The following is a 17,269-nucleotide window of genomic DNA, read 5'->3' on the forward strand; positions in this document are numbered from 1 at the left end:
ATGTTGAAGAAATGTATGTAAATAAGTTTATATACCACCTAATGAATGCGCTTTCTTTTTAGGTGCAATAACATAGGATGGTTATCTTAAAATAGGAGGCTTCACCATGGTAGTAACGAAAAATGTACAAACGTTGAAAAATTATATTGGCGGACAATGGATAGAATCCACAAGTAAGCAAGTTGAAGATGTACCAAATCCAGCAACAGGAGAGATTATTGCTCGTGTGCCTCTTTCGACTAAAGAAGATTTAGATAGAGCTGTAGCAACTGCGAAAGAAGCATTCAAAACATGGAGAAAGATCGCTGTACCTCGGCGTGCACGGATTCTATTTCGCTATCAACAGCTATTGATTGAAAACTGGGAAGAGTTAGCTAAGCTCGTAACCTTGGAAAATGGAAAAAGTTATCAGGAAGCATACGGTGAAGTACAGCGGGGGATTGAATGTGTTGAATTTGCCGCAGGTGCCCCAACTTTAATGATGGGAGAGCAACTTCCCGATATTGCAACTGGTGTTGAATCAGGGATGTATCGTTACCCGATCGGAGTAATCGCAGGAATAACGCCATTTAATTTTCCGATGATGGTACCATGCTGGATGTTTCCACTCGCGATTGCATGCGGAAATACGTTTGTATTAAAACCATCTGAAAGAACACCGCTATTGGCTAATCGTATAGCTGAACTGTTTAAAGAAGCAGGACTTCCAGATGGAGTACTAAATATTGTACATGGTGCACATGACGTCGTTAACGGCATTCTTGACAATGACGATGTAAAAGCTGTATCTTTCGTTGGTTCTCAACCTGTGGCTGAGTATATATATAAAACAGCAGCAGCTAACGGTAAACGTGTACAAGCTCTTGCGGGGGCAAAAAATCATTCAATCGTATTAAAAGATGCGGACCTTAGTTCTACAGTGAAAGAAATTACAAATGCTGCTTTCGGTTCAGCTGGTGAACGATGCATGGCAGCGGCAGTTGTTGTCGTGGAAGAAGACGTTGCAGATGAGCTTGTTAATAGACTGCTTCAAGAGGCAAATGCTATTACGATTGGTAATGGTTTGGAAGAAGGTGTGTTCCTTGGTCCTGTTATTCGTGACGGACATAAAGAGCGGACACTTGGATACATTCAATCCGGAGTAGAGCAGGGAGCGACACTTATTCGTGACGGACGTGAAGACGATGCAGCAAACAGCCAAGGTTATTTTGTTGGTCCAACGATTTTTGACAATGTGACACAGGAAATGAAAATCTGGAAAGATGAAATTTTCGCACCGGTTCTTTCTGTAGTACGCGTAAAAGACTTGATGGAAGCAATTCATGTTGCTAATGCATCACCATTCGCAAATGGTGCATGTCTGTACACAAATAGTGCGAAAGCTATTCGTCAATTCCGTGAAGAAATTGATGCAGGTATGCTTGGGGTTAATCTTGGAGTTCCCGCTCCAATGGCATTCTTCCCATTCTCAGGTTATAAGAAATCTTTCTACGGTGATCTCCATGCAAATGGAAAAGATGGCGTAGAATTCTATACTCGCAAGAAAATGCTTACGGCTCGTTATTAAAAGATTCATGTGAAATCATAAAAGAATAGAATGGAGCTGATGATTGTGCAAGTGACAGAGCAAACACAAAGTTTGAAAAAAACAGATGAAAAGTACCTTTGGCATGCGATGAGAGGAGCGGCCCCTAGTCCAACGAATTTAATTATCACAAAAGCAGAAGGGGCATGGGTGACGGATATTGATGGAAACCGTTATTTAGACGGTATGTCTGGTCTTTGGTGTGTGAATGTTGGATACGGCCGAAAAGAGCTTGCAAGAGCGGCATTTGAGCAACTTGAAGAAATGCCATATTTCCCTCTGACACAAAGTCATGTTCCTGCCATTAAATTAGCAGAGAAATTGAATGAATGGCTGGATGATGAATACGTCATTTTCTTTTCTAACAGTGGATCAGAAGCAAATGAAACAGCATTTAAAATTGCTCGTCAATATCATCAGCAAAAAGGTGATCATGGACGCTATAAGTTTATTTCCCGCTACCGCGCTTATCACGGTAACTCAATGGGTGCTCTTGCAGCAACAGGGCAAGCACAAAGAAAGTATAAATATGAGCCATTAGGACAAGGTTTTTTGCATGTAGCACCGCCTGATACGTATCGCAATCCAGAGGATGTTCATACACTGGCAAGTGCTGAGGAAATCGATCGTGTCATGACATGGGAGTTAAGCCAAACAGTAGCCGGTGTGATTATGGAGCCAATCATTACTGGGGGCGGAATTTTAATGCCTCCTGATGGATATATGGAAAAAGTAAAAGAAATTTGCGAGAAGCATGGTGCGTTGCTCATTTGTGATGAAGTTATATGTGGATTTGGACGAACAGGGAAGCCGTTTGGATTTATGAATTATGGCGTCAAACCAGATATCATTACAATGGCAAAAGGTATTACAAGTGCGTATCTTCCTTTGTCAGCAACAGCAGTTAGACGAGAGGTTTATGAGGCATTCGTAGGCAGTGATGATTATGATCGCTTCCGCCATGTAAATACGTTCGGAGGAAATCCTGCTGCTTGCGCCTTAGCTTTGAAGAATTTAGAAATTATGGAGAATGAGAAACTCATTGAACGTTCCAAAGAATTGGGTGAACGACTGTTATATGAACTAGAAGATGTAAAAGAGCATCCAAACGTAGGAGATGTTCGCGGAAAAGGCCTTCTTTTAGGTATTGAACTAGTGGAAGATAAGCAAACAAAAGAACCGGCTTCCATTGAAAAGATGAACAAAGTCATCAATGCTTGTAAAGAAAAAGGTCTAATTATTGGTAAAAATGGTGACACTGTTGCAGGTTACAATAATATTTTGCAGCTTGCACCTCCATTAAGCATCACAGAGGAAGACTTTACTTTTATCGTTAAAACAATGAAAGAATGTTTAGCTCAACTTTAATTAATTATTGATAAATCTTGTTAAAAAGCGGATGAGCCTATTAGGAGATATAACTTTAAATACTGAATGAATTACTCAAAAAGAGTAATTCCGAAAGGGTTGAGTTTATGAAAGCTGATGTTGTATTGATAAATGGAGAAGTTATTACAGTAGATCAAAAGAATGCAGTAGTCGAAGCTGTAGCAATAAAAGATAATCATATCGTAGTTGTTGGCTCAAATCAGGAGGTTAAGAGTTTTATAGGAGAAAACACGGATGTAATTGACCTGCAAGGAAAAACACTTCTTCCTGGATTCATTGATTCCCATCTTCACCTCATTTCTTATGGACTAAATCAGTTAGCTGTCAGTTGTAAAGCTGAACATATTGATTCTATCGACGCTTTGTTAGATGATCTGAAAAAGAAGGCATCAGAGACGCCAAAAGGTGAATGGATACGTGCTTGGGGATTTAATGAAACCGCTGTGAAGGAAAAGCGTTATCCAACAATTACTGAGTTGGATGAAATTTCAGTTGAACACCCTATTATTATAACCCGTACTTGTCACCACATAAGCGTGGTGAACAGCAAAGCATTAGAAATTGCGCAAATTAACGAGAACACACCGAACACGAGTGGGGGAGTTATTGAAAAAAATCAGGAAGGGAGGCTTACAGGAAAGTTAATTGAAGCAGCAAATATGAGTATGAGCGAAGTTGCAAGTTATACAGAAAGTGAAATGATGAAGGCTGTGAAAATTGCATCAGATCATTTCGTTGCAGCTGGCATTACAAGTATACATGACGCAGGTGGAGATGGCCCTGAAAGTTTTCGTTTACTACAAAAAGCTGTGAAGAGTAAGGATATTCGTGTTCGAATATATGCAATGATATGTCAAATAAATAACTCTCATGAATTTGTTAATAAAATGGTCGAAGCTGGTGTGGTAACTGGTACCGGAGATGAGAGATTCAAAGTTGGACCAGCTAAATTATTTACAGATGGAAGTAGCACTGGCCCTACAATTGCAACCCGTAAGTCATATTCAAGTGACCCTAACAATTACGGCATTCTTTATTATAGTGAGGAAGAAATCTATAAGGTTTTAGGTGAAGCGCATAAAAAAGGTTATCAAATCACTGTACATGCACAAGGTGATAAAGCTATTGAAATGTATTTGAATTGTGTAGAAAGGGCGCTAGAGGAATCACCAAGAAAAAATCATCGCCATCGAATCGAGCACGCGGGAATTTCTTCACCGGATTTACAAGAGAGAATGAAAAAACTAGAGATGGTTCCAATTCCAAACCCTCCATTTCCATATGAATTTGGAGAGATATATGTCCAGCATTATGGCGATCGTGTGAATCACATGTACGCTGCTCGTGATTTTATTGATCTTGGCATCATTGCAGCAGGTAGTTCGGATGCACCAGTTACTGACTATAATCCTTTATTAGGAATTCATGTTGCTGTCAATAGAAAAACCAAGTTTGGAATAGAGGTTGGTGCTAATCAAGCTATAAGCGTAATGGAAGCTATTAAACTATACACATGGAATGGTGCTTATGCGAGTTTTGAAGAAGAGATAAAAGGAAGCATAGAGGTCGGAAAGCTGGCGGATTTAGTTATATTAAATGACAGCATTTTAAGTGTCAATCCAAACGAAATTAAAGATTTAAAAGTAGAAACGACAATTATTGATGGTGAAATTATCTATCAAAAAGAACAATCAGTGAAAATTTAGCAATAAAAAAACGCCCCTTCAATTGTGAGACTGATTTTAACAATTGAAGGGGCGTTTTAGTTGTTTAGTTGCGCTTTTTAAATCGTATTAATTTTCCGAGAGAATTGAAAGGACATTCGTGTACTAACAAATATTCAGATCATGAACACTAGAAAACGAACACAACCTATCATATAATTGAAAGACTATATTTTAAAATCAATGTTAATATTACCCTCCTATAAGTATTAACATGCGTAATTGAGGTGTTTTCTTTGTTGTTTTATGATCGAATTTCTATAATGGCCCCTCCTGTTCCGTAGCTAAGAAAGTCTATTCATTTCTGAGATTTTCAAAGTTATAGGAGGGTATTAAAAGTGAAAAAAGTCTCAGTACCATCACTTTGGTTAATGATCATTCTGGTGGCATTTCCGCAAATTAGTGAAACGATTTACACACCGTCTTTACCGGACATTTCAAAGGCGTTGCAAGTAAGTAATAATGAGGTACAGCTAACACTTAGTGTTTATTTTGCTGGATTTGCTTTAGGTGTATTTTTTATTGGATGGTTATCAGATATAATTGGTCGTCGCCCAGCAATGTTATTTGGAATTGTAGTATATGGCGCTGGAAGTTTCTTATGCTATATTGCAAATTCAATTGAATTTTTATTGGTTAGTCGTTTTATTCAAGCATTTGGAGCAAGTGCTGGTTCAGTTGTGACACAAACGATTCTTCGTGAAAGTGTAGAGGGGCATAAACGTCATGTTATGTTTGCTCAAATTTCAGCAGTTATTGCCTTTACACCAGCGATAGGACCGTTAATTGGTGGCTTTCTTGATCAAATATTTGGATTTAAAATAGTATTTTTAAGTTTAGTTGTTATGAGTGTTGGGATTTTGCTGTATACGTTTGTTTCTCTTCCGGAAACAAAAACGGGCGCAGTAACTGATAAAATAAATGTGTTTTCAGTATTGAAAAGGTTAATTACAAATCCGAAAGTAGTAACATATGGGTTATTAATTGGAGGAGCGAATGGTGTTTTATTTAGCTATTATGCGGAAGCGCCGTTTATCTTTATCGAATACTTTCAGTTATCACCTAGTATGTACGGGTTTCTAGGAATTGTTGTTGCTTCAGCTTCTATTATTGGAGCGAAAGTTTCAAAAAGGTTACTTGCTACTTATAAACCAGAGAAAATTATATATATCGGTTGTCTTGTAATGACAGGGGGAGCTATCCTCTTAACTGTTATTACTTCATTTGGATCAAATCCAAACATAATATATATGATTGGATTTTTAGTAGCGATGTTTATATTACTATTCGGAATTGGGATAGCGTTACCTAACTGTCTCAGTCTAGCATTAGTAGATTTTCAAGATGTCATTGGTACTGCAGGTGCCTTATTTAGCCTAGGCTATTATATAATAGTGACGATAACGATTTGGGGAATGAGCCAGCTTCATACAGGTTCCTTAATAGTCATGCCCCTATATTTTTTAGTTATTGTAGTAATTATGGTAGTTTTCACTCGAGTATTTATTTGGAATGATAGAGCTGGAAATTCTATTTAAATATATATAAAGTAAAGAGAGTCTCATTGAAAAATGAGACTCTCTTTTTTATAAAAATTATCATTCATGTTGATAAATTTTAGTACTACAGTTTTACAAAATTTATTTATTAAACAAGAGATTTCTTTAGCAACTGTTTTTTCATCATCTACAATAAATTGTGAATCTAGTCTTCATGCGGGAAATTTGATTGAAGATCCAGTATAGCGAGATTTAAACATTACATATATAGGTCATGTAGATTGGAAATAAAATACTAAATTCATAATCTTAAACAGATTGATAGATGGAGGCGAGGGGGGAAGTAGGTATTATCCAAAAATCTGCCATTAGTGTATGTGTGATTTGGTTTATATGTGGTTTATGTGTGGTTTATGTGTGGTTTATATTTGGTTTCATTAATTACAAAATCAGTTACAAAAGTTACAAAAACTATTTTTGTTACCTAAATAGTCTTATATTACGGAGGAGAGCATGAAAAATGTCTTTAGGAGGGGACAAAAAATTTTGGTAAATAAAAATTGTGAATCATTAAAAATGTGGTATCAAATTTGGACATACTCATGTTATGGATCTAAACATGAAGGGAAATAGTATGAAAAAACCAATAGCATTTAAATGAAAACATTATTAATCAGAAATTTATGCTCATTTTAAGATGGCAGATATGATGCAACATAAGATTTCGAGATTTGATAGGGATGATGAAACGATGTAATAATTATGATTACAACGTTATCAGTAATTGCTTAGTTTGTAAATGTTAAAATTAGTAAAGAGAATATTGCATTAGAAAAATGAAGGCGTATAGCAATCAATTTTCAAGTTTTTAAGTTTATAACAGTTGAAAGAGCAGAAATGCCATCAACCTATTAAGTCATTGTCATTACATAGTCATATTAGAAGCCATCTATTAATAATTGATGGGAGAATGACATGATAAAAAGAATAACTTCGGTTTTTTCAATTTTAATGCTTTTTATGTTGACTATAGGTCAGAGTTTGGTACCTATAATTGCGAATGCAAAAGAGGTAAATACAATAGGACTTGTGGATAGTTTTAAGTTGGATAAATCAGATCTACAGAGCGGAGAACTGACTAAAATAACTGTAAACTTCAGTGAAAAAAACGGAATTAAGTTGCAGCCTGGAGACACACTAACATTAGCACTACCCCCAGAATTAAATGGTTTGAATACAACGTTTGATTTAGGTGATTATGGTACTTGTAAAGTAACTTCAGGTACGGTGGTATGTACATTTAATGATAAAGTAGATACACATCAAAATATTAGAGGGTATTTAAACTTTAGAGTACAAGCTACTAGTGCAGGAACGGGTGAAAAGAAAGAGTTTGAAACAAATTTAGGTACAAATTTAGAAAAGCAAACTGTAACGATTACCGGACCAAGTGGTGGCGGTGGTACAGATCCTGGAAAGCAGCCGTTTTTTTATAAAACTGGTGATATGCTCTCAGGTAAGGACAATGAAGTACGTTGGTTCTTGAACATAAACTTAAATAAAGAAGAGTTAAGCCGTGATATTGTTGTGTCTGATAGTTTGCAAGAAGGTCAAATACTTAATAAAGATAGTTTCAGAATAAGTGTTGATAACTATCTAGGCCGACAAAGTTTATCACTACAAGACTTTGAATCTAAAGGTTATGGAAAGATTACATTTACTAGTGACACTGCATTTAAAGTTTTGCTTTATAGGGATAAAGCACGTCTTGCCGCTTTTTCGATTTCTTATACATCTACTATAACGGAAGCTGGAAAGAAGCAAGAATTCTTTAAGAATGATTATACGATTGATTACCAAGTTCTGTATAAAGATCCAGTTTCTGAATCAGGTAGCTATCAAGTCGAAAACATGGCAGCTGGCGGTGGTGCTGAAGGTGAGTTACCTTCAAAAGGGACGCTAAGAATTGTTAAGCATCTTGCAGGAAATGAAGAAAAAGTAATCCCGAATGTTTCGTTTAAGTTGTATAAAGAGTCGGGTGAGCAAGTTGGAAATGAATATAAAACAAATGAAAAAGGAATAATTGAAATCCTTAATTTACAACCAGGTAAATATTATGTGCAAGAAGTTTCGGCACCAGACTATGTTGATTTCGATCCTCAAGAAAAAATAAGTTTTGAAGTTAAATCCGGTTCTGTAAATGGAGTTAAGTTACCAATTTCGAATAAGGTGAAAACTACATTCATTGCAGGAACGAAAACTTGGAATGACAACAACACATCAGATCGACCAACAACAATCAAAGTAGACTTACTACAAAATGATCAGGTCATCAAAACAGAAGAAGTAAGTGAAGCAACAGGTTGGAAATATACATTCAAAGATTTAGCAGCATATGATGCGAATGGAGTAGCATACAAGTATGAAGTGAAAGAACAACCGGTAGAAGGATATAAATCTGAAGTAAAAGGTTATGACATCACGAATACAAAGGTAGCGCAAACAAAAGTAGAAGGAACAAAGACGTGGAAAGATGGCAATGCGACAGATCGTCCGAAAACGATCAAAGTAGACTTATTACAAGATGGTCAGGTCATCACAACGCAAGAAGTAAGTGAAGCAACAGGTTGGAAATATACCTTTAAAGATTTAGCGACATATGATGCGAATGGAGTAGCGTACAAGTATGAAGTGAAAGAACAACCGGTAGAAGGATATAAATCTGAAGTAAAAGGTTATGACATCACGAATACAAAGGTAGCGCAAACAAAAGTAGAAGGAACAAAGACGTGGAAAGATGGCAATGCGACAGATAGACCGTCAACGATCAAAGTAGACTTATTACGAGATGGTCAGGTCATCACGACGCAAGAAGTAAGTGAAGCAACAGGTTGGAAATATACATTCAAAGATTTAGCGGCATATGATGCGAATGGAAAAGCGTACAAGTATGAAGTGAAAGAACAGCCAGTAGACGGATATAAATCAGAAGTAAAAGGTTATGACATCACGAATACGAAAGTAGCGCAAACAACAGTAGAAGGAACGAAAACTTGGAATGACAACAATGCATCAGATAGACCGTCAACAATCAAAGTAGACTTATTACAAAATGATAACGTCATTCAAACACAAGATGTAACAGCATTAAATGGTTGGAAGTTTACATTTGCAGACTTGGCACGATATGATGCGAATGGTGTTCCTTATACTTACAAAGTAAAAGAGCATCCAGTAGCGGGCTATAAAACGGAAGTGAACGGCTACAACATTACAAACACAAAAGTGGCAAAATTGACTGTAGAAGGAACGAAGACGTGGAAAGACGGAAATGTAACAGACCGTCCGTTAATAATCAAAGTAGACTTACTACAAAACGGTAACGTATTCAAAACACAAGACGTACTTGCAATCATGGGTTGGAAATATATATTTGCAGATTTAGAAGCATACGATGCGAATGGAGTAGCGTACAAGTATGAAGTGAAAGAACAACCAATTGCGGGATATAAATCTAGCGTAAGCGGTTATGACATCACGAATATAAAAGTAGGCGAAACGAAAGTAGAAGGAACAAAGACGTGGAAAGATAACAACGCAACAAATCGCCCAAGCGTAGTAAAAGTAGAGTTACTACAAAATGGTAAAGTAGTAGAAACAAAAGAAGTAACAGCGGAAACAAATTGGAAGTATGCATTTGAAAAACTCCAAGCATACGATACAAACGGAGTAGCGTACAAGTATGAAGTGAAAGAACAACCAATTGCAGGATATAAATCTAGCGTAAGTGGTTATGACATCACAAATACAAAAGTAGGCGAAACGAAAGTAGAAGGAACAAAAACGTGGAAGGATGATAACGCAACAAATCGTCCGAAAACAATCAAAGTAGACTTACTACAAAATGGTCAAGTGATTGCGACACAAGAAGTAAGTGAAGCAACAGGTTGGAAATATACATTCAAAGATTTAGCGGCATACGATGTAGAAGGTAAGGCATACAAGTATGAAGTGAAAGAACAACCAGTAGATGGATACAAATCAGAAGTAAAAGGTAATGACATCACAAATACAAAAGTAGGTCAAACAAAAGTAGAAGGAACAAAAACGTGGAAAGATGATAACACAACAGATCGTCCGAAAACAATCAAAGTAGACTTACTACAAAATGGCCAAGTGATTGCGACACAAGAAGTAAGTGAAGCAAGCGACTGGAAGTATGCATTTAAAGACTTAGCGGCATATGATGCCGAAGGAAAAGCGTACAAGTATGAAGTGAAAGAACAACCGGTAGATGGATACAAATCAGAAGTAAAAGGTAATGACATTACAAATACAAAAGTAGGCGAAATGAAAGTAGAAGGAACGAAGACGTGGAAAGATAACAACGCAACAGATCGTCCGAAAACAATCAAAGTAGACTTACTACAAAATGGCCAAGTGATTGCGACACAAGAAGTAAGTGAAGCAAGCGATTGGAAATATGCGTTTAAAGATTTAGCGGCATATGATGTAGAAGGAAAAGCATACAAGTATGAAGTGAAAGAACAACCGATTGCGGGATATAAATCTAGCGTAAGCGGTTATGACATTACAAATACAAAAGTAGGCGAAACGAAAGTAGAAGGAACAAAAACGTGGAAGGATGATAACGCAACAAATCGTCCGAAAACAATCAAAGTAGACTTACTACAAAATGGTCAAGTGATTGCGACACAAGAAGTAAGTGAAGCAACAGGTTGGAAATATACATTCAAAGATTTAGCGGCATACGATGTAGAAGGTAAGGCATACAAGTATGAAGTGAAAGAACAACCAGTAGATGGATACAAATCAGAAGTAAAAGGTAATGACATCACAAATACAAAAGTAGGTCAAACAAAAGTAGAAGGAACAAAAACGTGGAAAGATGATAACACAACAGATCGTCCGAAAACAATCAAAGTAGACTTACTACAAAATGGCCAAGTGATTGCGACACAAGAAGTAAGTGAAGCAAGCGACTGGAAGTATGCATTTAAAGACTTAGCGGCATATGATGTAGAAGGTAAGGCATACAAGTATGAAGTGAAAGAACAACCGGTAGCTGGATACAAATCAGAAGTAAAAGGTAATGACATCACAAATACAAAAGTAGGCGAAACGAAAGTAGAAGGAACGAAGACGTGGAAAGATGATAACGCAACGGATCGTCCGAAAACAATCAAAGTAGACTTACTACAAAATGGCCAAGTGATTGCGACGCAAGAAGTAAGTGAAGCAAATAACTGGAAGTATGCGTTTAAAGACTTAGCGGCATATGATGCTGAAGGAAAAGCGTACAAGTATGAAGTGAAAGAACAACCAGTAGATGGATATAAATCAGAAGTAAAAGGTTATGACATTACGAATACAAAAATAAAAGATGGAACAGTTGTTGATCCTATAGAAAATGCACCGCCAAAGGTTGATACAAAAGTTCCACCAACAAAAGAAAATACACCTTCAAAGGATGATTCGAAAGTTCAACCAACAAAAGAAAATACATCTTCAAAGACTAATACAGAGGTTTCGCCTACTAAAGAAAATAATAAGACGTCAGCATGGCTTCCTAAAACAGGTGGAACATCAATGGAGATGATTTCTATCATTGCAGGTATGTTGATGTTGATTTTAGGTGGAGTCCTATTTGCCCGTCAAAGGATGAGATAGCTGATATAAGGAATTTATAAACTTTGAAAATGCTCATACTATCAGCTAAGCAATATGTTGTTAACGATAAGCGGCTTAGTAAAGATAGCAGGGAAATATAGATTGTTTTTTGTTTGTACAAAGATTATAAACTAAGTTTATAAGTATGATTTAGAATTAAATAGTTTATATAAAAGTAAGAGGATAATAGATTTACTTATAGCGTGCCGTTGATTCAGAAAGAAATACATTTGATTTTTATTTAGGTGAAACAAGAAAGTAAAAGGCCGCAGAGCGTTTTTTAAGAAAGCTTTGCGGCCTTTTATGTTTTAACCATTGTTTTATTATTCTATACAAGTACGCAGTTAATCCTATGGTAATTCAGAATAAGATTATCATTGTAATAGGTAATGGTTTCTAGTTTGAAAATTTATATCGGGAGTCTTAAAGATACGGTAAATATAAAGGAGATGGGTTAAATAATGAAATACACACTTAAAGATCTTATAAATATAGACAAGTTTAAGAATATAACAGAGCAATTTTATAATTTAACTAAAGTTCCATTCTGTCTCCTTGATAATAATCAAAATGTTATATTTTCCAAAGGTGACCCTTTTTTTCATAACCAAAAAATCCAAATGTCCCAAGAAAGGCATATTCCCATCATTATTGAGCAGGAACATATAGCAAGCTTTGTTATAGGAGCAAGTATCAATAAAGAGGTTATTGCGGATTCTCATATAACTCATTTTAAATGCATTGCAAATTTAATTGAAGAGATGGCAACACAACAATTACACCTTAAAAAAATTCATGAACAAGATTCACAAATGAATGTGATAACAAATCATGAGGAAATTTGTTTAGGTACTATATTACAAAATATGCCGATTATGATTAATGCTATTGATGAAAAAGGAAATATTATTATGTGGAATCGGGAATGTGAATTAGTAACGGGATATAATGCAGATGAAATAATTAACAATCCAAAAGCGATGAAATTGCTATATCCTCATAGACCTAATTGTAACGATTTGTTGCAAAATGGTCACGATTTTAGAGATTGGGAGATGGATATCACATGTAAAAATGGTGAGATAAAAACTATTATGTGGTCCAATATATTACATAGTATTCCAACTTTAGGATGGAGTATCGGAGCAATTGGAATTGATATAACTAAGCGTAAGAGGATGGAAGAAAAGCTTAAACAAACATCGACTGAACTAGAATTAATTTTTAAGGCAATTCCTGATTTGTATTTTTTGTCAGAAATTGATGGGACCATTAAGGATTGTAAAGTTAATTCCGTATCCAAATTTTATGTTCCAATTGAAGAATTTATAGGGAAGAAATTCCAAGAGATAGTACCAGTTCCTATCATAAAGCAATTTGAGAAGGCTATTAATCAAATAAAAACTTCGTCCGCTCCTGTATTAATAGATTATTCTCTACAACTAGATGATGAAATTTATTATTTTGAAGCAAGACTTTTACCGCTTTTTGAGGATAAAATTATGATTATTGTACGTGATATAACAGAGCGTACAATAACAACGGAATTATTACAGAAATCAGACACCCTTAATGCAGTAGGGCAATTGGCAGCTGGGGTCGCTCATGAAGTTCGTAACCCATTAACAGTAATTAAAGGGTTCATACAATTATTGCAGCAGGAAGTAGGGAAGGATAAAGAATATTTAAGCCTAATGCTTTCTGAAATCAGTAGTATTGAAAAAGTTATTCAAGAATTTTTATCTATTGCAAAACCGAATGCTGCAGTATTTGAACCGAAAAGCCTTTGTACTATATTAGGGAATGTAGTCGACTTAATAAGTACACAAGCAATTATGAAGAATATTCGTATTGCATTGAATATGGATGTTGAAAACTTATTGATTGAGTGTTGCGAAATTCAATTAAAACAAGTTTTCTATAGTATTTTACAAAATTCTATTGAGGCTATACAAAATGGTCAAGAAATCATCATTAATGTGAAAAAACATAATAGTACCGAGGTTAAGATTTGTATTTTAGATAAAGGGATAGGTATTCCTTCAGAAAGAATTAAAAGACTAGGTGAACCTTTCTATAGTACAAAAGAAAAGGGGACGGGTGTTGGGCTCATGATGAGTTACCGAATTATTGAAAGTCATGGTGGGAAAATAAGTATAAAAAGCCAAGTTGGGAAAGGAACTACTGTTACTCTGTTTTTCCCAATTTATAATGGTGACTCAGTTGGTGATATTAGTCCAAATAGCATGTAATTATAACTAGCAAATAAATCTCTGAAAATGAAAAAAATAAACTATTATCTTGTAGAAACATAGGTGGTATGAAGTAATTTGATCGGGCGAAGAAACTGGATTTAATAGGGATAATGTAACTTGAATTTGAAGTACAACCCCTAGTTTCAGTAGACGTTATATTTTATGCATAGAAGTAAGAGGCTCCTTTCAAAATTCACTTAAAAAAGTTAGATTCATAATGTAACGGGAGATAAAAAATAGGAAAAAGAAGGGTGCTCTAAATACGATTTAGGCTAAGTCGTATGTATATCTTTAAAGTGAAAAGTTTCTTTTTCTCAGCTGTAGAAAAAGAAACTTTTTTACTTCAGTGATAATTTTTTATGATATTTGTGAAAGGGTTTTGTTATATTTTTGAAAGAAAAATGTAATGTATATAAATTAATATGAACTTACGAATATTGATTTTATATCATTCGCCATTGATGGAGCAACAGAGGAGATTTAATGTATGAAAACAAGAATTGCAATTATAGAAGATGAAGATAGTATACGAGAGATATGTAAACGGTACTTAGAAAGGGAAGGATATGAGGTATACACTGCTGTGAACGGAGCAGAAGGATGGAATGTATTTCAACAATTTCAACCGGATCTAATTATTTTAGATTTGATGATGCCAGAAAAAGATGGTTGGGAACTATGTGAGGAGATTCGCCAACATTCCAATGTACCGATCATCATGTTAACCGCGAGGGGAGAAGAAAGAGAGCGGATTTTAGGACTAACAATGGGGGCGGATGATTATGTAACAAAACCCTTTTCGCCTCGTGAATTAGTATTGAGGGTACAAATTATACTAAGAAGAGGAAATCAAGTAACACCTCAAGGAATAGAGCCTGAATCAGGAATGATAGAGTTTCTAGATTTGAAAATTGACCCAACGAAAAGACGTGTATTTGTTTGTCAATATGAAATAGAGCTAACGGTTAAAGAGTTTGAGGTGCTTTATCTCATGGCAAAACATCCTAAACAGGTGTTTTCACGCTCTCAACTTCTTGAACAAATTTGGGGATTTGAGTATGAAGGCTGCACAAATGCAGTAACTGTATTAATGAGCCGTTTACGTGAGAAATTGGAGAAACATACAACAAAGAATCGTTGGGTTCAAACTGTTTGGGGCATCGGTTATTGTTTTGAACCAGATGGAGGAAGCGATAAATGAAGTTACGAAATCAACTTTTATTGATGAATCTATTAAGCACGGGAATCATGGTAATTTCTATATGGTACAGTGAAAGGCAAATGTTACTTAGACCAGAACAGACACGATTATTAATAGTGATAGTAATTGTAGCTATGATTATTTCTACGATCATTTATTGGTTAATGACACGTCCTATAATGAGATCTATTCAAAATTTAATTGCCTTAACCAAACAATTTAGTGATAGACAATTTGGAACGATGTACATAATAGGAAAAGAACCAGAAGAGTTTAAAGAATTAGCGGAAGCTTTTCAAGAAATGGCCAAAAAACTAAACGAAAGCTTTGCTAAGTTAGAAAAAGGAGAAAAAGCACGTACAGAGCTGATTGCGAATATTTCCCACGACTTACGAACACCCATGGCTAGCATACAATTGATGATAGAAGCGTTACAAGATGGATTAATTGAAGACCCTGATATGAAACAACAATATTTAAAGACAATCCTAAATGATATACAACGATTAAGTGGATTAATTAATGATTTATTTGATCTCTCTAAGTTAGAACTTGGACAAGAAGTCTTTCATCCAAGTTTAATACATGTGGATAGCATTCTATTAAAAGTAATAGATTCACATGATATCTTATTGCAAGATAAAGAGATTGATTTGCAATTGCATGTATCTGAAACATTACCACGAATTTGGATTATGCCATGTAAAATAGCGCGAGTTATCAATAATTTGTTGCATAATGCGATTCGGCATTCTCCTACATGCGGAACAATCGAATTAATTGTAGAGGAAAATAAACAGAAGCAGCAAGTTCAATTCACTTTGTGTGATGAAGGGGAAGGGATTTCTCTAGATGATCAATTGCGTATATTTGACCGTTTTTTTAGAACGGATCCATCAAGAAGTTCACAATCTGGAGGTTCTGGGCTTGGTTTAGCTATTGCAAAATCGCTAGTTGAACTGCATAAAGGACAAATTGGTGTTCGGGACCGCCAAGATGGGAAACAGGGATGTGAATTTTGGTTTACTCTTCCTGTTACATCAGAAAAGAAATGAGGCGGTTGAAAGACTTTTGTAACATTTACGAAAGTAAATTGAAAGATATATATAATAAGATTACTGTGTCGAAGGTGATTATATTTTAATCTGAAGTGAATAGTATAAGTATAATTTCATCTTTTGTAATTTTGTAGAAATGATGAAAGAGAGGAAGAAATAACATAGGTCAAATGAAAAAAATATCTCCTGGAGCTTTAATGTGTGCTTGCTCTAGTAAGTTCGGTATCTTAATCTACTAGTTCAATCACTTCTGTTGAAAAAGAAAACCTATCATTTAGATATTGAAATGGACAGGTGCCAGAAAAAAGTTTCAATTTCAACAGGTGTAATTAAAACAGGTGATAAAAAATAGTTCGTTCAGATGTACTAGAAAAATAAAGAGTTATGGAAAAGGAACCTTATTTTTTTAACTGTCTGTATAGAATAAAAAAATGGAATCACATACATAAAAAATATATTGAATAGAGGTAACTACACGATGATTTTAAAATTATTATTTATACTTTTTGGCGTAGTCTTAGTATTATGGGGTATATATAGAATGAAAACAGATGAAGCATTTATAGGGAAAACACAAACAAGAAAAAATATTTTTAATTTCTTTATTTTAGGAGAAACAGCGGGGGTGGGACAATTCTTAAGCGGAATCGCATGTATAATTATAGGGATTTTATCTTTTATAATTAAATAGTTTATAAATAAAAGGAACACTACTTTATTAAAGTTGTGTTCCTTTTATTTTTGTCATCTATCAGATTTACAATTTATTAAATAGCAAAATAAAACAGGGAGCAAGTATAGGAAATTTCTTCCTCCTTTTTGTTTGGTTAGGAAATGATTTGTAAAATTTGTTTCTGCAATTTCCTC

General features: G+C 35.2%; 9 protein-coding genes. All 9 read left to right on the forward strand.

Annotation, left to right across the window (positions count from 1 at the left end):
* Window positions 1-106: 106 nt before the first annotated feature.
* The 9 genes from Q3V31_RS10050 to Q3V31_RS10090 all read left to right on the forward strand — a co-directional run bounded on the left by Q3V31_RS10050 (window position 107) and on the right by Q3V31_RS10090 (window position 17,093).
* Window positions 107-1,567, forward strand: coding sequence for a CoA-acylating methylmalonate-semialdehyde dehydrogenase (locus Q3V31_RS10050; RefSeq protein WP_016130014.1), 1,461 nt, complete (start codon window positions 107-109; stop codon window positions 1,565-1,567).
* A gap of 30 nt (window positions 1,568-1,597) precedes the next feature.
* On the forward strand, window positions 1,598-2,953 hold the full coding sequence (locus Q3V31_RS10055; protein ID WP_002076750.1) for an aspartate aminotransferase family protein: 1,356 nt from the start codon (window positions 1,598-1,600) through the stop codon (window positions 2,951-2,953).
* A gap of 107 nt (window positions 2,954-3,060) precedes the next feature.
* Window positions 3,061-4,680: an amidohydrolase gene (locus Q3V31_RS10060; protein ID WP_090813978.1), complete on the forward strand. Its 1,620-nt coding sequence runs from the start codon at window positions 3,061-3,063 to the stop codon at window positions 4,678-4,680.
* Window positions 4,681-5,036: 356 nt separating this feature from the next.
* Window positions 5,037-6,236 carry a multidrug effflux MFS transporter gene (locus Q3V31_RS10065; RefSeq protein WP_097872302.1) on the forward strand — a complete coding sequence of 400 codons (1,200 nt, stop codon included), beginning with the start codon at window positions 5,037-5,039 and terminating at the stop codon, window positions 6,234-6,236.
* 936 nt (window positions 6,237-7,172) lie between these two features.
* The gene (locus Q3V31_RS10070; protein WP_329764990.1) at window positions 7,173-11,888 is read left to right on the forward strand and encodes a Cna B-type domain-containing protein; all 4,716 of its coding nucleotides are present in this window, start codon (window positions 7,173-7,175) and stop codon (window positions 11,886-11,888) included.
* Between the two features lie 461 nt (window positions 11,889-12,349).
* Window positions 12,350-14,140, forward strand: coding sequence for a PAS domain-containing sensor histidine kinase (locus Q3V31_RS10075; protein ID WP_090814269.1), 1,791 nt, complete (start codon window positions 12,350-12,352; stop codon window positions 14,138-14,140).
* A 490-nt stretch (window positions 14,141-14,630) separates the two neighbouring features.
* Window positions 14,631-15,344, forward strand: a complete 714-nt coding sequence (locus Q3V31_RS10080; RefSeq protein ID WP_000857366.1) for a response regulator transcription factor — start codon at window positions 14,631-14,633, stop codon at window positions 15,342-15,344.
* Window positions 15,341-16,399 carry a sensor histidine kinase gene (locus Q3V31_RS10085; RefSeq protein WP_139265998.1) on the forward strand — a complete coding sequence of 353 codons (1,059 nt, stop codon included), beginning with the start codon at window positions 15,341-15,343 and terminating at the stop codon, window positions 16,397-16,399. The genes Q3V31_RS10080 and Q3V31_RS10085 overlap by 4 nt, the downstream gene beginning before the upstream one ends.
* 481 nt (window positions 16,400-16,880) lie before the next feature.
* Entirely contained in the window at window positions 16,881-17,093 is a 213-nt protein-coding gene (locus Q3V31_RS10090; protein ID WP_000601219.1) for a hypothetical protein, read from the forward strand.
* The last annotated feature ends 176 nt before the right edge of the window (window positions 17,094-17,269 follow it).

Origin of the sequence: Bacillus nitratireducens (assembly GCF_036320425.1) — a bacterium.
Lineage (GTDB): Bacteria > Bacillota > Bacilli > Bacillales > Bacillaceae_G > Bacillus_A > Bacillus_A nitratireducens.